This is a genomic window from Rhizobium sp. WYCCWR 11152 (assembly GCF_013087615.1).
Lineage (GTDB): Bacteria > Pseudomonadota > Alphaproteobacteria > Rhizobiales > Rhizobiaceae > Rhizobium > Rhizobium indicum.
The window spans coordinates 305,364-329,170 of sequence record NZ_JABFCP010000027.1 but is presented as its reverse complement, the minus strand read 5'-3'; the positions used below and the strand labels follow the sequence as shown (position 1 = coordinate 329,170).

The following is a 23,807-nucleotide window of genomic DNA, read 5'->3' as shown; positions in this document are numbered from 1 at the left end:
AGCCCAAGTTCAACAAGGATTATTGACCATGACATCCAAGCTTGACCAACTTCGCGAGATTACCACCGTGGTCGCCGATACCGGCGACATCGAAGCCGTCGCCCGCCTCAAGCCGGTCGATTGCACGACGAACCCGAGCATCGTGCTTAAGGCTCTCGGCACGCCGATGTTTGCCGACGCCATCAAGGAAGCCGTCGCCTGGGGCAAGAAGCAGGGCGGTAATTCCGAAGCCGTTTCTTCCGCCGTCGCCGATCGTCTCGCCATCTCCGTCGGTGCAGCCCTGGTGAAGCTCGTTCCGGGCCGCGTCTCGACCGAAGTCGACGCCGATCTTTCCTTCGATACCGAGGCTTCGCTTGCCAAGGCGCGCGCCATCATCGCCGCCTACAAGGATCGCGGCATCGACCAGGACCGCATCCTGATCAAGCTCGCTTCCACCTGGGAGGGCATCCGCGCTGCGGAAGTGCTGCAGAAGGAAGGCATCGACTGCAACCTGACGCTTCTCTTCAGCAAGGCCCAGGCGATCGCTTGCGCCGACGCCAAAGTGTTCCTGATCTCGCCCTTCGTCGGCCGCATCCTCGACTGGTACAAGAAGTCGACCGGCAAGGAGTTCACCCCTGAGGAAGATCCGGGCGTCATCTCCGTCCGTGAAATCTACAACTACTACAAGGCGAACGACATCAAGACGATCGTCATGGGCGCCTCCTTCCGCAGCGCCGGCGAAATCGAAGCCCTTGCCGGCTGCGACCGCCTGACCATCAGCCCGAACCTGCTCGACGAGCTCGCCAAGGATGAAGGCAAGCTGGAGCGCAAGCTCTCGCCGGAGAGCCGCAAGCCGGATCCGAAGGTCTCCGTCGACGAGAAGACCTTCCGCTGGATGATGAACGAAGACGCGATGGCGACGGAAAAACTCGCCGAAGGCATCCGCGCCTTCGCCAAGGATCTCGGAACGTTGCGCACCATGGTGCAGAAGGAACTGCAGCTCGCCGCCGCCTGATAAGGCTCGGCATACAATTAGAGCCTTTCCGGGTTAGATTGCAGCATTCTGTTGGCTCAAACGGAGTCGGATGGTCGACCGGCCGGCGCGTGTCGTAGCCCGGCTCTACGGCCAAGCCGGCCGGTCGATCAGCCGGCCCGTTTCAGCCAACCCGAAGGGCCGAGCATCTTTCCGCCAGGTTCAAAGGCGATCGGCTCGGACGTATCTTGGGGTATGCCCTTCGCCAATCGCCTTTGCCCTGACGAAAACCTGCTCCGGCAGAATGCTGCAATCTAACCCGGAAAGGCTCGAAAGGCGCGGCTGCCGGCTGGCAGGCGCGCCTTTTTCATGCTGTTATCAAGGGCATATGCTGTCGGAGACCGATATGGCGGATGAGGAACGGGCAAATTCGCTTGCGGCATTTGCCTACAAGCATGCGAGCTTCGTCATCGCCGTTGTTGCCGGACTGGTGGTCTTCTTGGCTCTCACCTCCCGCGAAGTCAGCGCCGGCAATATCTTGTTCGGCTGGAATGTCAGCGCCGGCGTTTTTGTCGCGCTCAGTTGGCGCAAGATGCTGCGGGCGACGGTTGAAAGCATCCGGAAACGCTCGGCGGATCTCGACTTCTCCGACACCGTCCTGCTGGCTCTGTCGATCGGTGCCGCACTTGCCAGCATTGCCGGGATCGGCCTCGAGCTTCATTCGATCAAGGAGGCGGCACCTGATGTCGCGCTGGCGCGGGCAGGTGTTGCGGTTCTGACGATCCTGATCTCCTGGATCTTCCTGCATACGCTCTTCACCATCCACTATGCCCATTATTTCTATGGCGGGGCGGACGAGGAGGGTGGCCTCAAGTTTCCCGACGGGATCGAAGAACCCGGCTACTGGGATTTCCTCTATTTCTCCTTCACCATCGGTGTTGCCGCACAGACGGCGGATGTCGCGGTCAGTTCGACCAGCATGCGCAAGCTGACGCTGCTGCATGCCGTGCTGTCGTTTCTGTTCAATACGACGATCCTGGCGCTTGCGATCAATGTCGGGGCGAGCCTGCTATAATGCATCTTGCCGAAGCGGGCTAACCACCTGCTCTTCAAACCGGAGGATATGATGGAAAGCGCCTCAAACCGGCCCCGATTGGCCGATCTCATTCTTCTCATCGGCAGGCTTCTGCTGTCGCTGATCTTCCTGCACGAAGCTTGGTCGCTCGCTGCAGATATCACGGCGACTTTCGACATTTTCGCAAAACTGGGGCTGTCGGCGCCGCTGGCGCTTGCCACCATTGCCCTTCAGATCGGCGCCGGCCTTTCGGTTGCGACAGGCTTTCTCAGCCGGCTTGGTGCATTGGCGCTGGCGCTCTTCTGCCTGGCGACCGCCTTGCTCTTTCACACGAATTTAGCGAGCCAGAACGAACTGCTGCATTTCGAGAAGGACCTGGCGATTGCCGGCGGCATGTTCGTGCTGGCGGTTTCGGGTGCGGGATCGATATCGATCGACAAGCTGCTGAGAAAGCGAACGAGCAAAATGCCTCCCTGGCTCAGGGCGGTGTTGTCGTGAATGCCCCCGAAATTCGAAGGTCTTCGGCGCTGAATTTGATGAATTTCGCGGACGCTCCGTGGCGCAATAAAACCGAATAAAACCGAACAAACAGAAGCGTCGATGCGGGCTACACTTTGGGCGACAGGTCAGGAGTGTGCCAGTGATGTCTTCCGCGCAAAGCAATCAGCAAAAGCCAATTCTCGTCTTTCTCGGAGAAGACGCTGCCTGCGATATCGTCTCGAAATTGAATGAGAACGGATATGTCGCGGCGGCTGTGTCCTCGGTGCCGGAACTTTTCGACGCCTTGCGTTCGGACCGATATTTTCTGGCCGTAACGATGCGATCGGATATCGACATGGTCCGAAACATCAAGCCGATACTGGTCATCAATCTGGAGGTGTTCTTCCATACTGTCCAGTCGGCCACGAAGTCCGTCCGCTCCTCGAAGGAGTTCGACAGCGACGCATTTCTGAGAAGGATCGCGGCCCTCACGGAGTCAAGGACAGGCAGGATTAGTGCAGTCCGAAAAGATCCGGCCGCAAACGAGACAGTGATTGCAAGCACGGCGAAGGCATCCCGGTGGCGGGCCGCCACATCTCTTCTGTTAAGTCGCCGCGCCGCGCCCGGCGCAGAACGGGCCGACTAGACGTGGGCGCATTCTCATCCCCGACGGACCGGTCTTCACCCGGCTCAGATCCCCATGACCGCGCCCCGTCTCTCCGGCTGTCCACGCTGCGCAACGTTCCGGACGGATCCTATGGGCATCTTTCTGCCGGGTTTCGTCAGCTTGAAACCGTCGTTCCGAAACCAGAACTTCTTACTTGGTGCGGGTGTCTTTTGATCTTTCAGTTGCTCGGGGCAGCGTCAGCAAGCGGATATATCATCACGGCGTTATTCTTGCTCGTGGCGCTCGGTCGGTTCACCAGAAACATCCTCGATAGACTGACCGCACGGCTGCCGAAGCGCTCGGCATTGAAGCATTACACGACTGCGATCGTCTCTCTGGTGTTCTTTTGCCTGCTCGTCGTTCGGATGTGTTTCATCGCCACCGTCATCATCGACAGCGCCATCCAAGGTGACCATGTGGAAGTCAGCGGTGACCTCGAAAGGCAGTTTTGACGGCGGACTCCGTGTCTGAAATCCCGCAACATATCTCAACATTATCGAATATAGCATTGCACGATACTTGATATCCTGAAGGCGGAGCCGTGTCGGTGCGGCGACAGATCGTGTGGTGGTGACAGGGGCCGAGGCCGCCTGACCGAGACACGGTGAAACGTGGTAATTTCGCGCCGAGAGACATCTTCCCGCTAGAGAACGAATGACGATGGCATATGAAATGGCAGTTCCGAATCAGGCTCATCTCCTCATCGTCGAAGACGATCCCGCCATCGCGGATATGCTGGTGGATCTTGTCCGAAGCAGCGGCTTCGAGGCCTCGTCGGTGGAAAGCGGCGCGGCTATGGATCGAATGATGGCGCGACAGCAATTCGATCTCATCGTCCTCGATGCGATGTTGCCGGGCGAGGACGGTTTTAGCATCTGCAGGCGGCTTCGTGCGTCGTGCTCGGTGCCAATCCTGATGCTGACGGCGCTCCAGGAGGATATCGACCGCATTCTCGGCCTGGAGCTCGGAGCCGATGACTATGTCACGAAACCATTCAACTCCCGCGAGCTGCTAGCCCGGATCAAGAGTATTCTCCGCAGAGCTTCATATGCGCATCATCAGGAGGAAGCACTTGGACCCATGTTGTTTTCGGGATGGCGCATCGATCCAAAAAGCCGCCAGCTCCACGACGCGGATGGAGCGCAGGTTTCCATGACAACCGCGGAGTTCGATATCCTCCTGGCCTTCTGCTGCAATCCCAACAAGGTTTTGACGCGCGAACAGCTCTTGTCGATGACACATGCCGGATCGGCGGGGCCGGTCGAGCGCAGCATCGACGCCCACATCAGCCGGGTTAGGCAAAAGATCGAACCAAATCTGAAAGATCCGACCTTCATAAAGACGGTGCGGCTGGGCGGTTATCTCTTCGCATCCAAGGTAGAGCGTCTCTCTTGAGAAATTTTCGGCAAGCTTCGATCCAAAACCAGATCCTCATATTGGCGACCTTCCTTGTCGTGCTCGTTTCCGTGGTGGCGACCGCCATGGAGCCCTATATCTACGGCCGTCATGATCGCGGGTTTCAAAACGGCCTGTTTGCTGCCAGAGCGGCGATGGTCGCGGAGCAATTTGCCCAGGCAGGTTCAGCGCAAGACGAAGTCACCGTTCTCAAGAGAGCAGCGGCACTCGGTGTTGGGGTCGAGAAATTGTCGCTGGAGCAGCCGTTTGCCGGCAAACAGCAGATGGTATCTCCCAGCGAATTGGTGGCGCGTATCAACACAATGCTCGCCGACAATATTTTTGCGGCATTTCATCGCTTCGTCATCGGTCAATCGCACCCGGATGTCCTGACTGTCAGAATTGACGACAAGCGTGCCCTCGTCTTTCAACTGCCGGTTTTTCCAAGCTATGTCTGGTTTGTTCCGGCAGCCGCGAGCGGGTTTTTGAAAATCGTCATCCCATTGGTGCTGCTTGCATATTTCAGCAGCTGGCTTATCACCGAACCTCTGAGGCACTTTGCCGTCGCTGCAAAGCGAGCGAGCATGGAAGGCAGTTGGGAAAAGCCTTTCGAACCGGACGGCGCAGCCGAGATTCGAAGTCTGGCGGAATCGCTGAACGTCATGAGCGATCGAATTCAGAGCATGGCGGAGGATCGAACAAGAATGCTGAGTGGCGTGGGTCATGATCTCAGGACGCCGCTGACGAGATTGCGGATGCGTGCCGAGCGTTCCGGCGAGCCCGAGCTTCGCAGCCTGATGCTGGCCGATATCGCCACCTTGAGTTTCATGATCGACGAGTGCCTGGCCTTTTTCAAAGACGCATCCACTGCGGAGACGGATCGAAAGGTCGATATCTCAAGCCTGCTGCAGACGATTGCGACAGACTTCTCCGACATGGGCGTCGATGCGAGTTTCACCGGTCCGCGGCGACTGGCCTTTGTCTGCAAACCTCAGGCCCTGACGCGGGCAATTACCAATCTGGTCGACAATGCGTCTCGTTATGCAAAGCAAGTCGAAATCGATCTGCAAGAGAGCGACGACGGCGGGATCAAAATATCGGTGGGCGACAACGGCCCTGGTTTGACCGACGAGGCCAAGGCGAAAGTTCTGGAGCCGTTCTTCAAGGTGGACAAATCCCGCCAAATCGGTGCCAAAGGCGGTTCCGGGCTTGGGCTTGGTCTTCCGATCGCTAAAGGAATTGTCACCAAAGCGCACAACGGACAATTGACGTTACTGGACAGGAAGCCAACCGGCTTGGTCGTCGTAATCGATCTTCCCGCGCCTCACGGGATCCAGCCCGGAGGCTCGCCGTCGATCCCTTCGTCACATTGACTTACTGCCCGTCGTGGCGTCGTCACGCATCGCGCTGCCTTCGCAGCAAAAGATGGTTCGCGAACATTTCCGCATATCATAGCAAACACAGCAACATTCGAATTCCATAAAACCGGTGCCAGCAGATCCTATGCCATTCGGCATTTCCAAAGCTGGAGCCAAGTCCTTGATAAAAAATTTGAAAATCGGCGCCGCACTGATGCTCGCCTGTTCGAGCCTTGCCGCATGCACGACCCCTGACCCCACGGTTTATTCCGGACTTGCTTCGGCATCGCAGCTCCAGCCGAACACTGAGGATAGAACCGGCCGCGTGCCGTATCGCTATCAGACGAAAGTCAACTGGAGCCAGTACAACCGGATCATTGTCGATCCCGTTACCGTCTATAACGGTCCTGACAGTCAGTTTGGCAAGGTCTCCGAAAAAGACAAAGCATTTCTTGCCAATTACATGCAGGGTCAATTCACGGAAAAATTGAAGACGCGCTTTGCTGTCGTCAGCACAACCGCTCCGGCAACTCTCAGATTGCATCTGACGCTGACGGGCGCCAAGGCAACGACTGCGGTCCTCGGAACGGTCACGCGCATCGACGTCGCAGGCGGATTGTACAACACCGTCCAGGCCGCTCGCGGCAGAGAAGGTTCGATGACCGGTTCGGTGAATTATGCCGTGGAGATCTATGATGCTGCGAGCAATCGTCTCCTGTCTTCCTATGTCACCAAGCAATATCCCAATGCGATGAATATCGGCGCCAGCTTCACGGCGATGGATGCCTCCATGGTGGGCGTCCGTAAAGGTGCCGATGCTCTGCTAGCCGAGTTGAAATAGGCGATAGGAGCAAAGGGGCTGTGGCGACCACAGACGGAGAGGGCCGCAAGCGCAAGGCACAGCGGCCCCCGCGACCGCTCACAGGATCGCCTGGCCGGCCATCAGCGCAAGGACAAGGAAGATCAGGAAGATCACCAGCGCGATGCCGAAGAGAACGCGTGCAATCGTCGCAGTCGCTGCGGAGACGCCTGAGAAACCGAAGAAGCCGGCGATGATTGAAATCACGAAAAATATCAGAGCCCATTTCAGCATGACATCATCCTTTGCGTTTGCTTGGGAAAGACGCGGTAACCGGGAAAATGTTCCAGGTCGTTTGAATGGAATGGCGATCCGTGTGGAGCACCCTCCCGGTCCTACTGATGGGCATTGCGTTGAATTTCCTAGCCTTGCCTTTCCCGACGATCAGCCGTGATTGATCATCACGTGGCGTACGGCGGTGTAGTCCTCCAGCGCGTAGACCGACATGTCCTTGCCGTAGCCGGACTGTTTGAGGCCGCCATGCGGCATCTCATTGGTGAGCATGAAATGTGTGTTGATCCAGGTGCAGCCATATTGCAGGCGGGCGGCTGTCTTCATGCCGCGGCCGATATCTTTGGTCCAGACGGAGGAGGCCAGGCCGTAGTCGCTATCGTTTGCCCAGGCAACGGCTTCGTCGGCATCGGTAAAGCGGGTGACCGAGACGACCGGGCCGAAGACCTCGCGGCGGACGATCTCATCGTCCTGCAGGGCGCCCGCGATGACAGTCGGCGTGAAGAAGAAGCCCTTGTCGCCGGAAACCTCGCCGCCGGCGGTGATCTCCATGTGCTTGTGTTCGGAAGCGCGGGCGACGAAGCTTTCGACGCGTTCGCGCTGGCGCCTGGAGATCAGCGGACCGATCTCATTTTCGGTATCGTCGGGCTGGTTGAAGCGGATGCTCGAGACGGCCGAGGAGAGATCGGCGACGAAATTGTCGTAGACCCTGGCATCGGCATAGATGCGGCAGGCGGCGGTGCAGTCTTGACCGGCATTGTAATAGCCGAAGGTGCGGATGCCTGCGACGACCGCATCAATATCGGCATCGTCGAAGACGATGACCGGGGCCTTGCCGCCGAGTTCCAGGTGGGTGCGCTTGACCGTCTTGGCCGCGGCCTGCAGCACCTTCTTGCCGGTGGCGATATCGCCGGTGATCGAGACCATGCCGATCTTGGCGTGATTGATCAGGGCGTTGCCGACACTTTCACCACGGCCGAGGATGACGTTGACGACGCCTTCGGGAAGGATTTCGGAGAGCAGCTTTGCCATCTTCAGCGACGTCAGCGGCGTCTGCTCCGAAGGCTTGAAGACGACGGTATTGCCGCCGGCGATCGCCGGCGCCAGCTTCCAGGCCATCATCATCAGCGGATAGTTCCACGGCGCGATCGAGCCGACGATGCCGATCGGATCGCGGCGGATCATCGAGGTGTGGCCGGGCAGATATTCGCCCGCCGCCGGTGTGTGCAGGTTGCGCACGGCGCCGGCGAAGAAGCGATAACAATCGACGATCGCCGGGATCTCGTCGTTCAGCACGGCATTGATCGGCTTGCCGCAGTTCAAAGCCTCCAATGTAGCAAAGCCTGTGGCGTCCTTCTCGATCGCATCGGCGATCTTCAATAGGTAGCCGGAACGTTCGCCCGGCGTCGTCTGCGACCAGCTTGTGAAGGCTTTTTCGGCGGCATCGACAGCGGCGTCGACCTGGGAGAGCGAGGCTTCGGCAAGGTCGATCACCGTCTCGCCCGTCTTCGGGTTCAAGATGTGCTCTTCCGTCTCCGTGCCTCTTTCGAAGCGGGAACCGATCAGCATTTGGATATCCATGATGTTCTCCCTTTTATTTGCCAGCGCCGGCGATCTGGTCGCCATCGCGGGTGAGGTAATAGGCTGCCAGGATCGGCAGGAAGGTGACGAGCACCACGACCATGGCGACCACATTGGTGACGGGGCGCTGGCGCGGGCGGATGAGTTCTTCGAGCATCCAGATCGGCAAGGTCGATTGCTGGCCGCCGGTGAAGGTGGTGACGATTACCTCGTCGAAAGACAGCGCGAAGGCAAGCATGCCGCCGGCCAGAAGGGCGGTCCCGATATTCGGCAGTATGACATGGCGGAAGGTCTGAAAGCCGTCGGCGCCGAGATCCATCGAGGCCTCGATCAGTGAGCCGGAGGTGCGGCGGAAGCGGGCGACCGCATTGTTGTAGACGACGACCACGCAGAAAGTGGCGTGGCCGAGCACGATCGTCCAGACCGAAAAGGGGATGTCGAACAGGCTGAAGGCGGAGCGGAGCGCAATGCCGGTGATGATGCCGGGAAGGGCGATCGGCAGGATGACCAGCAGCGAGATCGCCTCGCGGCCGAAGAACTTCGTCTGGCTGACGGCTGCGGCACAGAGCGTGCCGAGGACCAGCGCGATCGCCGTGGCGATAACGGCGACCTGCACGGAAAGGCTGAGTGCTGACCAGACGTCCGGCCGGTTCCAGGCGACGGCAAACCATTGCAGCGTCAGCCCGGGCGGCGGCCATTGATAGCTCTTCTCCTCCGTCGTGAAGGCGTAGACGAAGATCAGCAGGATCGGCAGGTGCAGGAAGAGCAGCCCGATGGCAGCGGCGATCTTCAGGGGCAGCGGCGATCTCTTGAGGTCAGAGCGCATCGAACGCCCCCAATTTCCTGGCGAGCGACAAATAAAGTGCCATGATGACGATCGGCACGACGGAGAAGGCGGCGGCGAGCGGCACATTGCCGGCCGTTCCCTGCTGGGCATAAACCGCCTGGCCGATGAAGAGCCTGGACGAGCCGATGATCTGCGGGATGATGTAATCACCCAATGTCAGTGAGAAGGTGAAGATCGAGCCAGCGACGATGCCGGGGAGCGCCAAGGGCAGGAGCACGGTGCGGAAGGTCTGGCGCGGCGTGGCGCCGAGATCCGCCGAGGCCTCGATCAGGTTGCCGGGCACACGCTCGAGGGCCGCCTGTGTCGGCAGGATCATGTAGGGAAGCCAGATATAGACGAAGACGATGAAGGTGCCGAGGTAACTCACCGAAAGCGAATTGCCGCCGATGACGGGCAGGTTCAGGGTCGCGTCAAGCAGCCAGGCGAGATGGAGCTTCTCGAAGATCCAGGTGAGGATGCCTTCCTTGGCGAGGATCAGCTTCCAGGCGTAGATCTTGACGAGATAGCTCGACCAGAGCGGCAGCATGACGCCGAGATAGAAGAGCGCCTTCCATTTGCCTTGCGCATAACGCGCCGCATAGTAAGCGATCGGGAAGCCGATCAGAGCGGCAGCGAGCGTGACCAGCGCCGACATGACGAGGGTGCGGATGATGATGTCGAAATTCGCAGGATTCAGCAGCTGGGCATAGGTCGACAGGGTGAATTCGGTATTCACCAGCCCGGAGAAATCGTCGATCGAGAAGAAGCTCTGCAGAAGCAGGGCTATCAGTGAACCGATATAGATGATGCCGAGCCAGAGCAGCGGCGGCGTCAGCATCAGGAAGAGCAGCAGCTTCGGGTGCCGCCAGAAGGCATCCGACAGTTGGCCGAAGAAACCGCCACGCCCCGGAAGGATCGATGTCTTGCCGCCTGTGATGGTGAGCGCCGTCATGCCGCATCATCCATGTAGTGGATATCGGCCGGTTGCCAGGCAAGGCGGATACCGGCGCCGACATCCGGCACCGGCGCGCCCGCCGGCAGCATGACATGCAGCCGGCTGCCCTTGAGATCGACGCTGAGACGCGTGGCGGCGCCGAGGAAACTTGCACTTTCGACTTTTGCCTCGACGCCGTCGCTTGCCAGCCGGATCGCCTCGGGGCGCAGGCTCGCCCAGCGTTTCTCGCCGCCGAGCAAGGCCATCTGCTCAGGCGCGATGACGTTCGACGAGCCGACGAAATCGGCAACGAAGCGGGTCTTCGGGCAGCGGTAGATATCCTGCGGCGTGCCTTGCTGGACGATGTTGCCATCGTTGAAGACGGCGACGCGGTCGGCCATGGACAGCGCCTCGCCTTGATCGTGGGTAACGAAGACGAAGGTGATGCCGAGCGCGCGCTGCAGGCTCTTCAATTCTTCCTGCATCTGCTCGCGCAGCTTCAGGTCGAGCGCACCGAGCGGCTCATCGAGCAGCAGCACTTTCGGTTTGTTGACGAGCGCGCGGGCGAGCGCCACGCGCTGCCGCTGGCCGCCGGACAGTTGGCCGGGGCGGCGGGCGCCGTAGCCCGGCAGCTTGACGAGCTCGAGGGCATCGCCTGCCGCCTTCATCCGCTCCACCTTGCCGACGCCCTTGACCATCAGCCCATAGGCAACATTGTCGAGGATATTCAGATGCGGAAAGAGCGCGTAGTCCTGGAACACGGTGTTGACGTTGCGGCGATAGGGCGGAACGCCGTCAGCCGTCTCGCCGAAGATCTGGATATGGCCCGCGGTCGGCTGTTCGAAGCCGGCGATCAATCGCAGGCACGTCGTCTTGCCCGAGCCGGATGGCCCGAGCATGGCAAAGAATTCGCCGGGCGCGATCTCGAGATCGACGCCGTCGACGGCGCGAACCTGGCCGAAATGGCGCGACACCTGCTGGAAACGGACGGCTGACGTCATTGGGGGGCTCCGGCTTCTTTGCTTTTCGAGAGGCTGCGGTCTTGGGTTTATGCGACCCCGCCCCAAACCCCTCCCCACGAGGGGGAGGGGCTTAACCTGCCGTACCCATTTGCAAATACCTTGGTGTTTCGGCAGGATTCGACGGTGCCATTCAAGGCCCTCCCTTGTGGGAAGGCGTTGGGGAGGGACTTTACCCAAGTGGACCGGCCCGGTTCACCGTCCGCCGATCACGCCAATATAATCCGACACCCAGCGATGGTACGGCACGCACTCGCTCTGTGTCGTGCATTTGGCGACCGGGGTCTTCCAGAACTTGATCTTGTCGAAGTGATCGAAGCCGTTGGTGGCGCAGCCGCTATCGCCCATCAGCTCGTTGCCCTTGCAGGCCGCAGGAACGGAGGGCACGGCGCCGAACCAGGCGGCAGCATCACCCTGGACCTTGGCCTTCAGCGAATGTTCCATCCACATATAGGCGCAGTTCGGATGTTCGCTGTCGGCGTGCAGCATGGTGGTGTCCGCCCAGCCGGTGACGCCTTCATCCGGGAAGGTGGAGGCGATCTTCTGCTTGTCGGCCTGCAGCAGGTTCACCTGGAAAGGCCAGGAGCCGGAGGCGACGACGCCTTCGTTCTTGAAGTCGTCGATCTGGATCATTGCATCGTGCCAGTAGCGGGAGATGAGCTTGCGCTGGCCGCGCAACAGGTCGAGGGCGGCCTTGTACTGGTCCTCGTTCAGCTCGTAGGGGTCCTTGATGCCGAGATCCGGCTTGTGGGCCATCAGATACATGGCGGCGTCGGCGATGTAGATCGCGCCGTCATAGGCCTGGACGCGGCCCTTGTTCGACTTGCCGTCGGGCAGCGTCTGCTCCTCGAAGACGACGTTCCAGCTGGTCGGCGCCTTGTCCTTGAAGGCATCGGTATTGTACATCAGCACGTTCGGCCCCCAGAGATAGGGAACGCCGTAATGCACGCCGCCGACCGTATACCACGGTCCGTTCTGCAGACGCTCGTCGACGGTCTTGAAGCTCGGGATCAGATCGGTGTTGATCGGCTGGACACGCTTGCCGGCGATGAGGCGGAGCGAGGCGTCGCCCGATGCCGTGACCAAGTCGAAGCCGCCCTCGTTCATCAGCGACACCATTTCATCCGAGGTGGCGGCGGTCTTGACGGAAACCTTGCAGCCGCTCTCCTTTTCGAAATCGGTGACCCAATCGTAATTTTTGTCGGTTTCGCCGCGTTCGATATAGCCGGCCCAGGCGACGATGCTGACCGCACCTTCGCCTTTGCCCAAGGCCTTCAGCGGTTCAGCGGCGATTCCCTGCGTCGCGAAGCTCAGGCAGGCGAGCGCTGCCGTGCAGGATTTCAACAGATTCGTCATCATCCGTCTCCCGGTTTGCCACTTCTGTGGCGGTTTGTTCCCGGATGAAAAGGTGACGCGAAAAAGCCGCTTTCGCAAATTCATTTATCAGAAAGACGATATCGGAAATTCCGATATCAGCGGATGCGGCCGGACCGCAAGCTTTCGGCGATACCGACGAAGTCGCGCGCCGCCTGCGGCAGGCTGGAGCCCTTGCGCCAGACCATGCCGACCTGGACGACCGGCAGCGATCCCGAGACGTCCCGGCTCTCGATGCGGTCGCCTTCCAGCGACCATGGTCGGTAGACCAGATCGGGAAGCAGGGCCACGCCGGCGCCTGTTGCAACCAGGCTGCGCACCGCCTCCACCGAGCGGGTGCGGAAGGCAACATGCGGGCGGGCGCCGAGCGCTGAGAGCAGCTTGCCGGTGTTCTCCTCGATTTCGTCAACCGTCAGCATGATCAGCGGTTCGCGGGCGATGTCAGCGACCGAGATGATGTCGGCCGACACCAGCGGATGGCCCATCGGCAGCCATAGTCGATAGGGCGAAGTTTCGAGGATTTCCGCCTGCAGCGCCATGCGGTCGCGCAGGTTTGATATCACCATCACGGCGACATCCAATTCGCCGCCGACCAGGAGATGTTCGAGGTAACCGCCATTGTCCTCGATGGCGCTGACCTCGATGCCCGGACAGGCGCGCCGGTATCGCGCCAGGAGATCGGAGAGCACATAGCCGGCGACAAGCGAGGTGACGCCGATGTTCAATGTGCCGGAGAGGGCGCTTTGTTGGCCGGAAAAGCTGGTCCGTGCATCGGAGACGGAGGCCAGGATCTTCGTCGCATGACGTAGGAACTGGTGGCCGTTATGGGTGATTGTCAGGCCGCGCGGATGGCGCTCGAAGAGCGCGACGCCGAGGTCGGTTTCGAGCTCCTTCAGCGCTTCCGTCACCGAGGATTGCGAGATCGAAAGGTTCTGTGCGGCTCGCGTCACCGAACCCTGTTCGGCGACGGCGACAAAATATTGAACCTGGCGAAGCGTGAAGGCCATGGGGTTTTAGAGCATGGCGGAACGGGCCGTGGCAAGCGGTCGGAAAAAGCGGACCTTTTTTGGTATTTTCCTAAAATGGAGCGGGCTTCGCATGCCCACTTAAACTTTCGGAAACGTCATTTCCTTAGCTTTCTCAGCACTTGTCCTGCGTTGGAGTTTCAGATGGCGGAGCAGTTGGCGTGAAGGCCTTACTGCGCATATTCCGGCCTTCCCGGAAATTGGCAATCATCATCGGTGGAGTCGCTCTTCTCATGGGCGTGTCCGGCGGTGCGGCGGTCTATGTCGGCAAGGACAGGTTGATCGGTGCAACTGGTGGTGGCTACGGGCTCGAATGCAGTGACGTCAACCTGGTGACGATCCGCAAGCAGGATCATGTCTGGGTGCGCAAATACATCAAGACCGAACCGACCGACGGGATGACGCGCGTCAAGACCGCGCTTCGTGTCGCTCAGGCGGTTTATGCCGCGCAGAAGCCGGATCTGGTGCAGGTGGTGGTGCTCGACGAGAACGGACCGACGTTGCGCGCCGACATTCGCGGCCGGGCGATCGGCGCCGATGTCGTCTATATCCCGCATCCCGACAAGACCGTCCCCGGCCTCGACGACAAGTCCTATACAGCGCGCTACTACGACGGCAAGGCCAGCGAAAACGGGCTGTTCTTCGGCGAGCGCATAGAGATGCCGTTCGACGAGGTCGCCATGATCAGCGCCGCCTTCAAGGACCCCGAGGATTGCGTCGACCCGGTTGCGGTTGGCTCGACGAAGAGTGAGGGCAAGGCAGCAGCCGGCGGACACGGCGCAGCGCCGGAGACCAAGGGACCGTCTGGTCAGGAGCAGGCTGCCAAGGATGCAGCCACTCCCGCAGAGGAACCGTCGGCCAAGAGCGGGCACTAAACCCGAAAAAAATCAGGCGGCAGGCCTGATATTTTCCCTTATCAGCGAGGCGTCGCGCGCCGGCGGCTGGCCGAAGAAACGTGCATATTCCCTGGTGAATTGCGAGGCGCTCTCGTAGCCCACCGAGTAGGCGACCGAGGAGGCGTTTCCGGATTGGGAAATCAGAAGCTGGCGGGCCTGCAGCAGGCGGATACGATTCTGGAACTGGATCGGGCTCATCGCCGTCACAGCCTTGAAATGGCGATGAAAGGCCGAGACGCTCATGGCGGTGAGGGCGGCGAGTTTTTCGACCTCGACCGCTTCGGCATAGTGCTCGCGAACCCAGCGAATGGCGAGCCGTATCCGCGACAGGGCGCTATCGGGTGCTGCGATATCGCGCAGCATCCAGCCCTGCGGTCCCTGCAGCACGCGATAGAGGATTTCGCGTTCGTAGGCCGGGGCAAGGGCAGGGATATCCTGCGGGCGCTCCATGAGTAGCAGCATCCTCAGCCAGGCACCCAGAAGTTCCGGCGTCATGCGACAGACGGAATAGCCGCCGGTTTGTTCCTCCTGGTAGGATTGCGGCGTAAGATCCAGGAGAAGCGCTGCGACCTTTGCCGGGTCGAGCGATAGGCTGACGCCGATATAGGGTCGGTCGGGACCTGCCTGCTGCACCATGCCCGTCGCCGGCACATCGATCGATATCACGAAGTAGCTCGCTGAATCGTAATAATAGTCCTGACCGGCGATCGTCAGCGTCTTGCTGCCATCAAGGATCAAGTTGACCATCGGCTCATAAACGGCGCCGAGCTTGTGTTCGGGGATCTCCCCCTTGACCATCAGGATACCGGGTATGCCGGTTTCCGTCGGGCGGTTTTCAGCGTGGGCCGTCAAGCGGCGCATCTCTTCGAGCATTGTTTGCATGGCGAAATCCTGACCCAGCAAGTGACACGGCGCAAGGCAAAAGCAGGAATAGGCAAGAACGAGGCAGTTTCCGGCGGAGTGCAGGCCGGCTGTTTCCCATAGCTTCCGGCCATCGAAGCAAAGGAGACAGAAATGAAAATCGCAATCATTACCGGCGGCAGCCGCGGCATTGGTCAATCGGCAGCGCAGGAATGCGCAAGGCGCGGCATGGGTGTCATCCTCACCTATAACAGCCACAAACCAGGTGCGGATGAAGTCATCGCCGCGATCAAGGCAGAAGGCGGTCAGGCCGTTGCGCTTGCCCTCGATGTCGGTGATGCCGACAGCTTTCCGGCCTTCGTGGCGGAGGTCAAAAGGCTGCTTTCCACTTATTGGGGCCGGGATACGTTCGATTGCCTCGTCAACAATGCCGGTTTCGGCATGTTCAATCTCATGGAGACGGTGACGACGGGCCAGTTCGACGCTCTGATGAATGTCCACCTGAAAGGGCCGTTCTTCCTGACGCAGGTCTTGTTGCCGCTGATGGTCGATGGCGGCGTGATCCTCAATGTAACGAGCGCTTCCGTTCGCGTCGCAACAGCAGGTGTTGCACCCTATGCAGCCCTCAAGTCCGGACTTGAGACGTTGACCCGCTATCAGGCGAAGGAGTTCGGCGATCGCAGGATCCGCGCCAATGCTATCTCGCCCGGTCCTATCCGCACCAATCTTGCCGACGCTGCACTGGACAAGAACCCGGAGTTCGCCGCGTTGCTTGCCTCACAGACGGCTCTCGGCCGTATCGGCGAAGCCGAGGATGTCGGCCGCGTCATCGCCATGCTCGCGTCCGACGACGGCGCATGGATCAATGCGCAGACGATCGAGGTCGCCGGCGGCTACATGATCTGAGTGTGGTGACGAGCGCGATCATGACACAAGCCAACGAAATAACGTCATTCCGGTTGAAGGGCCGGCTGACAGTGTCTTGGTCCATCGGCTCGGTTTTTCACCAGTCTGCCTAAAACAAAACGGAGCGTCCTTTCGGGCGCTCCGTTTTTCATTTAAAGAATGTTGTTCTCAGTCGGTTTTGCTGCGGCGGGCCGGGAAGAGGATGACGTCGCGGATCGACGGCGCATTGGTCAGAAGCATGATGAGACGGTCGACGCCGATGCCGAGGCCACCTGCCGGCGGCATGCCCTGGTCGATCGCGTCGAGGAATTCCTCGTCCAGCTGCTTTTCCTTTTCGCCGCGGGCATGCGCCTGTTCGAGCTGCTCGACCATGCGGCGGCGCTGCTCTTCGGGATCGTTGAGTTCCGAGAAGGCGTTGCCGAGTTCCCAGGCATTGCAATAGGTCTCGAAACGCTCGACCAGGCGCGGCTCGCCCGGCACTTCCTTGGCGAAAGGCGAAATATCCTTCGGGAAATGCGTAACGTGCGAGGGTTGGATCAGCGTCTGCTCGACCTTCTCTTCGAAGATGAAGGCGAGGCATTCACCCCAGGTCCAATCCTTCTCGACCGCGAAGCCGGCAGCCTTGGCGGCGGCGCGGGCCTCTTCATCCGTCTTGATGGCCCGGAAGTCGATACCAGTCGCTTCCTTGACGGCGTCCGGCATCGGCACGCGCTTGAACGGGCCCTTGAAGGACATGGTCTTGTCGCCGAAGGGAAATTCCGTCGTGCCGTGAATGGAAAGCGCCAAGCTTTCGAACAGCCGCTCGACGAGGTCCATGATGTCCTCGTAGTCGGCATAGGCCCAGTAACACTCCATCATGGTGAATTCCGGATTGTGCCGGGTGGAAACGCCCTCGTTACGGAAGTTCCGGTTGATCTCGAAGACCTTGTCGGTCAGCCCCGAGACCAGCGTGCGCTTCAGGAACAGTTCCGGCGCGATGCGCAGGTACATGTCGAGCTTCAGCGTGTTGTGATGCGTCTTGAACGGCTCGGCGGTGGCGCCGCCATAGACCGAATGCAGCATCGGTGTCTCGACTTCCATGAAGCCGTCATTTTCCATGAAGCGGCGGATACCGGAGAGGATCTTCGAGCGCTGCTGGAAGCGGAGCTTCGAATCCTCGTTGGTCATGATGTCGAGATGGCGCTTGCGATAGCGCAGCTCGATGTCGGAGAGGCCATGCCACTTTTCCGGCATCGGCAGCAGCGACTTGGTCAGCATCTCGATCTTCTGGGCATTGATCGTCAATTCGCCGCGCTTGGTGCGGCGTACGATGCCGGTGACGCCGATGATGTCGCCGATGTCGATCATCGGCAGCAGCGCACGGGCTTCTTCCGGGGTCGTGTCCTTGTGACTGAAAATCTGGATCTTGCCGCCGGCATCGTGGATGTCCATGAACATGCCAGAGTTGCGCGACGAGTATACGCGGCCGGCGACAGTGACGACATCCTGCGTCTCGACGTCAGGTTCCAGATTCTCGTACTTCGCGATGAGCTCGGCATTGGTCATCGTGCGGTGGAAATGCGCCGGATAGACCTCGCCGACCTGCTCGCGCAGCAGCTTCAGCTTCTGAGCGCGCACTTCCGTCGCGTCGGAGGAAAGGGTGTTTTCAGTCTTGTTGTCAGCCATTGTCGAAATCCTCTGACTGTTCTTACTTCGAGCCGACGAGGGCGGCGACCGCCTGCGAGGCGAGCTTCAGGCGCTGACGCACGACCGACCGGCCGAGGATTGCCATGGAATCGAAGAGCGGCAGCGAGCGCGACGAGCCGGACACGGCGACGAAGAGCGGCGAGACCACGACCTTCAGCTTCTTGCCCATGCGGTCGGCGATCGCGCGCAGCTCCGCCTCGATCGTCTCGACGTTCCATTCCAGGATCTTTTCGAGATCCGGCTGAACGGTGTTGAGGATCTCCAGGATCTCTTCCGGCGGCGACTTGATCTTGGCGAAGTCGGAAGGCTGCAGGCCAAGATCGGACTTCAGCAGGAAGCCGGCAAGATCGGGCAACTCGCCGAGCTTGGAAATGCGTGTCTGCGATAGGCGCAGACCTTCCTTCAGGCGGTCGTTTTCCATCGCCCAGGTCAGCACACGCACCTGGAATTCCTCCTCGGAGAGCTTCTCGCGGATCCAGCGGCCGTTCAGCCAGTCGAGCTTTTGAATGTCGAAGATCGCACCGGCCTTGGAGAGGTTTGCCGGGTCGAACTTCTCGGAGAGCTCGTCCATCGTCAGGAGCTCTTCGCCCTCGGCGATCTGGATGAAGAACAGGCCGAGGAAGTTCATCAGCGCTTCTGGGATATAGCCGAGCGCGGAGTAATAGGAGATCGAGGTCGGGTTCTTGCGCTTCGACAGCTTCGACTTGTCGGCATTGCGCATCAGCGACAGATGCATGAAGACCGGCTGATCCCAGTCGAAATAGCGATAAAGCAGGATGTGCTTCGGCACCGAAGCCAGCCATTCCTCGCCGCGCGCCACATGGGTGATCTTCATCAGATGGTCGTCGATGACGTTGGCCATGTGATAGGTCGGCATGCCGTCGGCCTTGACGAGCACCTGCATGTCGACCGAATCCCACGGAATGGAGACATCGCCGTAGACGCCGTCCGTGAAGTCGCAGGAGCCTTCGGCCGGGATCTTCATGCGGATGACGGTCGTCTCGCCGGCGGCCATACGCGAGGTGACTTCCTCGGCCGCAAGATTCAGGCAGAGACCATCGTACTTCGGCGGCTTGCCGGCGGCGCGCTGGGTTTCGCGCATCTGCTCCAGCCGCGCGGGTGTGCAGAAACAGCGGAAGGCATGGCCCTTGTCCAGCAATTCCTGCCCGTAAGGCTGGTACATTTCCTTGCGGTCGGACTGGCGATAGGGGCCGTAGGGGCCGCCGATATCAGGGCCTTCCTTCCATTCCAGCCCGCACCATTTCAGGGCGTCCAACACCTTCGTTTCGAATTCCGGGGTCGAGCGCGTCGCATCGGTATCCTCGATGCGCAGGATGAACTCGCCGCCATGCTTCTTGGCAAAAAGGTAGTTGAAAAGAGCGATGTAAGCGGTGCCGACATGCGGCTCGCCGGTCGGCGAGGGAGCGATGCGGACGCGGACGCCGGTAGCTGTCCCGGAAACTGTCATTGTGTGTGCCCGTCAATGAATGCCGGACGGCTTTCATGGGAAAGCGACGCACGGCCGGAAGGATGCAGATAGCTTCATCGGCAAACCGGCCGGAAAAAGGGCATGCGCCCGCACTATCCGCCGATCGTCCGTTCGGCTGGCCTTAGGCCATATTCAACCGGGCGCGTCAAGAAAAACACGCCAGGAATGGCCTGATGGCAATGCGTGAGGGCGCGCCGGTTCCGCCGCGCCCTCCAGCCCAAGCCTCAATGCGCGGCGTCGCGTTTTCGCTTGCGGGCGTTGCGCGCGAACATGTTCAGCACCTCGACCAGCGCCGAGAAGGCCATGGCGGCGTAGACGTAGCCCTTCGGCACATGGAAGCCCATGCCTTCGGCGATCAGCGTCGTGCCGATCATCAGCAGGAAGGCGAGCGCCAGCATGACGATCGTCGGGTTCCTCTCGATGAAGTTGGCAAGCGGGGTCGCGGCAACAAGCATGACGGTGACGGCGGCGACGACGGCGACCACCATGATCGGCAGATGTGGCGTCATGCCGACGGCAGTGATGATGCTGTCGACGGAGAAGACGAGGTCGAGCAGCAGGATCTGGCCGATGGCCGATGCAAAGCCTGTCGTGGCCGAACTTGCGATGAAGTCCTCGCCGTGATCTTCCGGATCGACGCTGTGGTGGATTTCCTTGGTGGCCTTCCAGACGAGGAACAGACCGCCGGCAATCAGGATCAGGTCCTTCCAGGAGAAGCCGTGGCCGAAAGCTTCAAACAGCGGTTCGGTCAGTTGCACGATCCAGGCGATGGTGCCGAGCAGGGCGAGACGCATGACGAGCGCAAGACCGATGCCGATCTTGCGGGCCTTCTCCCGGTGCTCGGGCGGCAGTTTGTTGGTGAGAATGGAAATGAAGATCAGGTTGTCGATCCCGAGAACGACTTCCATCACCACCAGCGTGATGAGCGCCACCCAGGCGGCCGGATCCTGAATGAGCGTCATGATTTCCTGCATCAGCATATATCCCCTTTGCGTCACATGAGTAATGACGCTCGCAATGTAATGTCGCCGGCCTTCCAGGCAAGCGCCGCAAGGGGGTATACGAAACCGATGTGACTTTTATTCCCTAGAACAGGATTTAAGGCCGGGTCGGCCTTAAATTTGAATCCTGCTCTAAATTAAAGAGTTAGAGCAGGATGTCGTCCGAAAACCGCTCGCACTTTTCGGTATCATGCTCTGATCGGCAACCAGATTTCGGTGACGCCCATGCCGGTATAGGGGTCGAAGCGCTCGTCGTAGCGTTCGAACATGTCGGGTGTCTCGCCGTGCTCCAGGCCGGAGGTCGGCCACCATGCGCCAAATATCCGGTTCATCGTCGCCGGAATGCCGGATACATGGCCACGATGAGCAAAGACGACGTAACGCTGGCCTGGAAGCTTGAGCGTTGCAAAATCGGCCGGCAGATCGCCGGCATCGGAAATTTCGACCGCGGCCATATAGCGGAATTTCTCTGCTTCACCATCGATATGGGTGCAGATGCCGTAGGCGACGTTGCCTTTCTGGCCGGAGATATGACCGAAATGGGCATTGAATTCCTGCCAGAGGGAGGGGATGGCGGCATTGCCGCCATAGGGGTAGGTCTCCTGCAAGCCGGCAAACAGCATCGGTTGAAGGGTTTCGAAGCGGGGCGGTTCGATGTCGTTGAGGTGGGCGGGGTCCATTCTGATCGGCTCCAGCAAGGTAAGGTTACGGGCGTGCCCCTGTCTGCGCACCGCATCCGGCGTCATGCCGAACTGGTCGCGGAAGGCACGGGTGAAGGCTTCGTGCGAGCCGTAGCCGGCGCAAAGCGCAACCTCGAGAATGGTGGATGAACCGCCGACCAACGCCGGCACGGCGCGGCTGAGGCGGCGCCCTCTTATATAGCCGCTGATCGAGTGACCGGTGACGAGCCCGAAGACGCGCGACAGATGGTAGCGCGACAATCCGGCTGCTTCCGATATCTCTTCCAGCGATATATCGCTTTCGAAATGGCTCTCGATGAACCAGATCGCCCGTCCGACGGCGCTCATCCTTATTCTCCTGGTTGCGGCTTCTTCCTTAAAGAAAAGCCGGCAACCGGATTTGATCGCTATTGCGGAATTTTGGCCGATGGAACGCGGCGGTCAAGGATGCGGTCTGACGGTCTCGTGCCGGCGTGCGCCGTAGGCGGCCATGAAGACCCGGATGGCGCCGCGGATGACGCGCTCGATTTCGTCACGCGGCGGCGGCTCTTCCATGCTTCCGAACAGGCGGAGCTTGAAGAAACTACCGCTGGCGAGATCGAGAAATTGACCGGCGGCCAGATCGATGTCGTCGATCTCAAGTGCGCCTTCGGCGATGTGGCGTTCCAGGAAATCGCGCATGATGGTGCGCAGGTTTTCCGGGCCTTTGAAGAAGCGTTGACAGAGCACCGGCATGCGGTCGCGAACGCCGAGAACGGTGCGCATCGCGCTGATGACCTTTTCATCGGTCATATGGGTGACGAAGCTTATCCCGAATTCGTACAGGCCGGCTTCGGGGTCGTCATGTTCGGCAAGCGCCGTGCGCACGGCCGCCACGAAGGCGGCGCGCTCGGTCTCGATCATCGCCGAAAACAGTTCTTCCTTGTTGGTGAAATAGACGTAGAGCGTTCCCTTGGAGACTCCGGCCTCGCGGGTCACGTCGTTCATGCTGGCGGCGTCGAACCCCATCTTCATGAAGACGCGCTTGGCGCCGGCGAGAATCTGCTGGCGCTTGGCCGGATCTTCGCCTGCGGCAAATCGGCCTCCGGCAGCGGGAGGACTGAATACGGCGGCGTGGTCGGGTTTCAGCGTCATGTCCTCTTAACTGTGTTGACGGTTTCGCATGTTCTCTAAAAGAAATCGAACCGATTGGTTCTATACATCTTGATATGGCGATAAAACAGGTTTAAGTCAACTGAACTGAACTGAACCGAACCGTTCAGTTCGATTATTTACTCCAGATCGGTAAAGTGGCTATGTCGAGCAACCAGAAGAGCAACGTCGCGCGTATCGTCAGCGAAAACGCCGGGACCGAAGAGGTCAAGGCCGAGGTCGCGGCTGTAGAAGCTCCGACGGCGGAAGCCCGCGAAGTTCCCTCTGCTCCTGCACAGTCGGCACCGGCTTCGGTCGCCGCACCCGCGGCTGCGAAGAAGCGCCGCAGCCCGGTGCTGCCGATCGTCGTGCTTGCCCTTCTCGCGGGCGGCGGCTGGTATGGTTACGAATGGTGGACGAACGGCCGCTTCATGGTGTCGACAGACGACGCCTATATCGAAGGCGATATCGCAACGATTTCGCCGAAGGTCACGGGCTACGTCGCGAAGGTGAACGTTGTCGCCAACCAGGAAGTCAAAGCGGGCGACGTGCTTGCCACGCTTGATAACGGCGATTATCAGAACGCCCTCGACTTGGCCCAGGCCCAGATCGTCACCGAACAGCTTTCGCTGCAGCGTATCGACGCGCAGATCGAAGGTGCGAATGCGAGCCTCGTGCAGGCGCAGGCGCAGAAGGTGGCACTCGAAGCGGCCGTTCGGGGTGCCGAGATCACCCAGAAGCGCCAGACCGACCTTCAGGCGAAGTCGGTCGGCACCGCCGCCGATCTCGACAACGCCAATATCGCCCTCGACCAGGCCAAGGCCAATCTTGCCGGCGGCGACGCCAACATCACCGCCGCACAGGCCAACATCACCATTCTCCGGGCTCAGCGCAAGGAAGCCGAAGGCTCGGTCCGTTCGCTTGAGATCTCGCGCGACAAGGCCGTCCGTGACCTCTCCTTCACCGTGCTCAAGGCGCCTTATGACGGCATTGTCGGCAACCGCTCCGTCCAGGAAGGCGACCTCGTTTCTCCCGGCCAGCGCCTGATGGCGCTCGTTCCGGTGCGCCAGCTCTATATCGACGCCAATTTCAAGGAAACGCAGATCCAGCATCTGGTGCCGGGCTCGAAGGTCAACGTCCAAGTCGATGCCTATAGCGATCATCCGATCGTCGGCACCGTCGAATCGATCTCGCCGGCTTCCGGCTCGGTCTTTTCGCTGCTGCCACCGGAAAACGCCACCGGCAACTTCACCAAGGTGATCCAGCGCGTGCCGGTGCGTATCGCGCTGCCGCAGGATGCGCTCGACAGCGGCCGTCTGCGCGCGGGCCTGAGCGTCGTCGTCGACGTCGACACCCGTACTGCGCCGAGCAAGTAAGCCTT

The 23,807-nt window shown here is 60.2% G+C and carries 24 protein-coding genes; 11 read left to right on the top strand and 13 right to left on the bottom strand.

The window, feature by feature from the left end; all coding sequences use genetic code 11:
* Positions 1-28 precede the first annotated feature (28 nt).
* The 8 genes from tal to G9X67_RS33765 all read left to right on the top strand — a co-directional run bounded on the left by tal (position 29) and on the right by G9X67_RS33765 (position 6,768).
* On the top strand, positions 29-994 hold the full coding sequence (gene tal, locus G9X67_RS33800) for a transaldolase (RefSeq protein WP_138333212.1): 966 nt from the start codon (positions 29-31) through the stop codon (positions 992-994).
* Between the two features lie 364 nt (positions 995-1,358).
* Positions 1,359-2,027: a DUF1345 domain-containing protein gene (locus tag G9X67_RS33795; protein WP_171600696.1), complete on the top strand. Its 669-nt coding sequence runs from the start codon at positions 1,359-1,361 to the stop codon at positions 2,025-2,027.
* Between the two features lie 48 nt (positions 2,028-2,075).
* Complete coding sequence (locus G9X67_RS33790; protein WP_138390644.1) at positions 2,076-2,525, top strand: DoxX family protein; 450 nt, start codon at positions 2,076-2,078, stop codon at positions 2,523-2,525.
* A 136-nt stretch (positions 2,526-2,661) separates the two neighbouring features.
* Positions 2,662-3,153 (top strand): hypothetical protein, encoded by a 492-nt coding sequence (locus G9X67_RS33785; RefSeq protein ID WP_138390619.1) that lies wholly within the window; start codon positions 2,662-2,664, stop codon positions 3,151-3,153.
* A gap of 194 nt (positions 3,154-3,347) precedes the next feature.
* Positions 3,348-3,626: a hypothetical protein gene (locus tag G9X67_RS35480; RefSeq protein WP_138333540.1), complete on the top strand. Its 279-nt coding sequence runs from the start codon at positions 3,348-3,350 to the stop codon at positions 3,624-3,626.
* Between the two features lie 202 nt (positions 3,627-3,828).
* On the top strand, positions 3,829-4,569 hold the full coding sequence (locus G9X67_RS33775) for a response regulator transcription factor (protein WP_138390618.1): 741 nt from the start codon (positions 3,829-3,831) through the stop codon (positions 4,567-4,569).
* Entirely contained in the window at positions 4,566-5,942 is a 1,377-nt protein-coding gene (locus tag G9X67_RS33770) for a HAMP domain-containing sensor histidine kinase (protein ID WP_138333221.1), read from the top strand. The genes G9X67_RS33775 and G9X67_RS33770 overlap by 4 nt, the downstream gene beginning before the upstream one ends.
* A 166-nt stretch (positions 5,943-6,108) precedes the next feature.
* Entirely contained in the window at positions 6,109-6,768 is a 660-nt protein-coding gene (locus G9X67_RS33765) for a DUF3313 domain-containing protein (protein ID WP_210259077.1), read from the top strand.
* A gap of 78 nt (positions 6,769-6,846) precedes the next feature.
* Here G9X67_RS33765 and G9X67_RS33760 read toward each other — a convergent pair whose 3' ends face one another.
* The 7 genes from G9X67_RS33760 to G9X67_RS33730 form a co-directional block, all read right to left on the bottom strand.
* Positions 6,847-7,020: a DUF1328 domain-containing protein gene (locus G9X67_RS33760; protein WP_003552965.1), complete on the bottom strand. Its 174-nt coding sequence runs from the start codon at positions 7,018-7,020 to the stop codon at positions 6,847-6,849.
* Between the two features lie 150 nt (positions 7,021-7,170).
* Positions 7,171-8,598 carry a gamma-aminobutyraldehyde dehydrogenase gene (locus G9X67_RS33755; RefSeq protein ID WP_171600695.1) on the bottom strand — a complete coding sequence of 476 codons (1,428 nt, stop codon included), beginning with the start codon at positions 8,596-8,598 and terminating at the stop codon, positions 7,171-7,173.
* Between the two features lie 13 nt (positions 8,599-8,611).
* Entirely contained in the window at positions 8,612-9,424 is an 813-nt protein-coding gene (locus G9X67_RS33750; protein WP_138333225.1) for an ABC transporter permease, read from the bottom strand.
* Positions 9,414-10,376, bottom strand: a complete 963-nt coding sequence (locus G9X67_RS33745) for an ABC transporter permease (RefSeq protein ID WP_062943981.1) — start codon at positions 10,374-10,376, stop codon at positions 9,414-9,416. The genes G9X67_RS33750 and G9X67_RS33745 overlap by 11 nt, the downstream gene beginning before the upstream one ends.
* Positions 10,373-11,359, bottom strand: coding sequence for an ABC transporter ATP-binding protein (locus G9X67_RS33740; RefSeq protein WP_171600694.1), 987 nt, complete (start codon positions 11,357-11,359; stop codon positions 10,373-10,375). Before G9X67_RS33740 ends, G9X67_RS33745 begins: the two co-directional genes overlap by 4 nt.
* 213 nt (positions 11,360-11,572) lie before the next feature.
* Positions 11,573-12,733, bottom strand: a complete 1,161-nt coding sequence (locus G9X67_RS33735; RefSeq protein ID WP_171600693.1) for an ABC transporter substrate-binding protein — start codon at positions 12,731-12,733, stop codon at positions 11,573-11,575.
* A 116-nt stretch (positions 12,734-12,849) separates the two neighbouring features.
* Positions 12,850-13,758 carry a LysR family transcriptional regulator gene (locus G9X67_RS33730; protein ID WP_017995223.1) on the bottom strand — a complete coding sequence of 303 codons (909 nt, stop codon included), beginning with the start codon at positions 13,756-13,758 and terminating at the stop codon, positions 12,850-12,852.
* Positions 13,759-13,937: 179 nt separating this feature from the next.
* On the opposite strand from G9X67_RS33730, the gene G9X67_RS33725 reads away from it, so the two are divergent.
* A complete protein-coding gene (locus G9X67_RS33725; RefSeq protein WP_171600692.1) occupies positions 13,938-14,651 on the top strand; it encodes a hypothetical protein in 714 nt (237 codons plus the stop codon).
* A gap of 12 nt (positions 14,652-14,663) precedes the next feature.
* Here G9X67_RS33725 and G9X67_RS33720 read toward each other — a convergent pair whose 3' ends face one another.
* Positions 14,664-15,554 carry an AraC family transcriptional regulator gene (locus G9X67_RS33720; protein WP_171600691.1) on the bottom strand — a complete coding sequence of 297 codons (891 nt, stop codon included), beginning with the start codon at positions 15,552-15,554 and terminating at the stop codon, positions 14,664-14,666.
* A gap of 132 nt (positions 15,555-15,686) precedes the next feature.
* Between G9X67_RS33720 and G9X67_RS33715 the strand changes: the two genes are divergently transcribed.
* Positions 15,687-16,439: an SDR family oxidoreductase gene (locus G9X67_RS33715; RefSeq protein ID WP_138390612.1), complete on the top strand. Its 753-nt coding sequence runs from the start codon at positions 15,687-15,689 to the stop codon at positions 16,437-16,439.
* A gap of 168 nt (positions 16,440-16,607) precedes the next feature.
* Here G9X67_RS33715 and lysS read toward each other — a convergent pair whose 3' ends face one another.
* The 5 genes from lysS to G9X67_RS33690 form a co-directional block, all read right to left on the bottom strand.
* Positions 16,608-18,104 carry a lysine--tRNA ligase gene (lysS, locus tag G9X67_RS33710; RefSeq protein ID WP_138390611.1) on the bottom strand — a complete coding sequence of 499 codons (1,497 nt, stop codon included), beginning with the start codon at positions 18,102-18,104 and terminating at the stop codon, positions 16,608-16,610.
* 22 nt (positions 18,105-18,126) lie between these two features.
* Positions 18,127-19,593, bottom strand: coding sequence for a glutamate--tRNA ligase (gene gltX / locus G9X67_RS33705; RefSeq protein ID WP_138390610.1), 1,467 nt, complete (start codon positions 19,591-19,593; stop codon positions 18,127-18,129).
* 245 nt (positions 19,594-19,838) lie between these two features.
* Positions 19,839-20,588: a TerC family protein gene (locus tag G9X67_RS33700; protein WP_018072717.1), complete on the bottom strand. Its 750-nt coding sequence runs from the start codon at positions 20,586-20,588 to the stop codon at positions 19,839-19,841.
* A 215-nt stretch (positions 20,589-20,803) separates the two neighbouring features.
* Entirely contained in the window at positions 20,804-21,643 is an 840-nt protein-coding gene (locus G9X67_RS33695) for an AraC family transcriptional regulator (protein WP_138333241.1), read from the bottom strand.
* A gap of 93 nt (positions 21,644-21,736) precedes the next feature.
* Positions 21,737-22,429 (bottom strand): TetR/AcrR family transcriptional regulator, encoded by a 693-nt coding sequence (locus tag G9X67_RS33690; protein WP_171600690.1) that lies wholly within the window; start codon positions 22,427-22,429, stop codon positions 21,737-21,739.
* Between the two features lie 161 nt (positions 22,430-22,590).
* Between G9X67_RS33690 and G9X67_RS33685 the strand changes: the two genes are divergently transcribed.
* Positions 22,591-23,802 carry an HlyD family secretion protein gene (locus G9X67_RS33685; protein WP_171600689.1) on the top strand — a complete coding sequence of 404 codons (1,212 nt, stop codon included), beginning with the start codon at positions 22,591-22,593 and terminating at the stop codon, positions 23,800-23,802.
* Positions 23,803-23,807: the final 5 nt, after the last annotated feature.

Bases quoted from the DNA above. Each gene is read 5' to 3' on its own strand.
- tal (WP_138333212.1), top strand. From the start codon at position 29: ATGACATCCAAGCTTGACCAACTTCGCGAGATTACCACCGTGGTCGCC.
- G9X67_RS33795 (WP_171600696.1), top strand. From the start codon at position 1,359: ATGGCGGATGAGGAACGGGCAAATTCGCTTGCGGCATTTGCCTACAAG.
- G9X67_RS33790 (WP_138390644.1), top strand. From the start codon at position 2,076: ATGATGGAAAGCGCCTCAAACCGGCCCCGATTGGCCGATCTCATTCTT.
- G9X67_RS33775 (WP_138390618.1), top strand. From the start codon at position 3,829: ATGACGATGGCATATGAAATGGCAGTTCCGAATCAGGCTCATCTCCTC.
- G9X67_RS33760 (WP_003552965.1), bottom strand. From the start codon at position 7,020: ATGCTGAAATGGGCTCTGATATTTTTCGTGATTTCAATCATCGCCGGC.
- G9X67_RS33755 (WP_171600695.1), bottom strand. From the start codon at position 8,598: ATGGATATCCAAATGCTGATCGGTTCCCGCTTCGAAAGAGGCACGGAG.
- G9X67_RS33750 (WP_138333225.1), bottom strand. From the start codon at position 9,424: ATGCGCTCTGACCTCAAGAGATCGCCGCTGCCCCTGAAGATCGCCGCT.
- G9X67_RS33745 (WP_062943981.1), bottom strand. From the start codon at position 10,376: ATGACGGCGCTCACCATCACAGGCGGCAAGACATCGATCCTTCCGGGG.
- G9X67_RS33740 (WP_171600694.1), bottom strand. From the start codon at position 11,359: ATGACGTCAGCCGTCCGTTTCCAGCAGGTGTCGCGCCATTTCGGCCAG.
- G9X67_RS33735 (WP_171600693.1), bottom strand. From the start codon at position 12,733: ATGACGAATCTGTTGAAATCCTGCACGGCAGCGCTCGCCTGCCTGAGC.
- G9X67_RS33730 (WP_017995223.1), bottom strand. From the start codon at position 13,758: ATGGCCTTCACGCTTCGCCAGGTTCAATATTTTGTCGCCGTCGCCGAA.
- G9X67_RS33720 (WP_171600691.1), bottom strand. From the start codon at position 15,554: ATGCAAACAATGCTCGAAGAGATGCGCCGCTTGACGGCCCACGCTGAA.
- G9X67_RS33715 (WP_138390612.1), top strand. From the start codon at position 15,687: ATGAAAATCGCAATCATTACCGGCGGCAGCCGCGGCATTGGTCAATCG.
- lysS (WP_138390611.1), bottom strand. From the start codon at position 18,104: ATGGCTGACAACAAGACTGAAAACACCCTTTCCTCCGACGCGACGGAA.
- gltX (WP_138390610.1), bottom strand. From the start codon at position 19,593: ATGACAGTTTCCGGGACAGCTACCGGCGTCCGCGTCCGCATCGCTCCC.
- G9X67_RS33700 (WP_018072717.1), bottom strand. From the start codon at position 20,588: ATGCAGGAAATCATGACGCTCATTCAGGATCCGGCCGCCTGGGTGGCG.
- G9X67_RS33695 (WP_138333241.1), bottom strand. From the start codon at position 21,643: ATGAGCGCCGTCGGACGGGCGATCTGGTTCATCGAGAGCCATTTCGAA.
- G9X67_RS33690 (WP_171600690.1), bottom strand. From the start codon at position 22,429: ATGACGCTGAAACCCGACCACGCCGCCGTATTCAGTCCTCCCGCTGCC.
- G9X67_RS33685 (WP_171600689.1), top strand. From the start codon at position 22,591: ATGTCGAGCAACCAGAAGAGCAACGTCGCGCGTATCGTCAGCGAAAAC.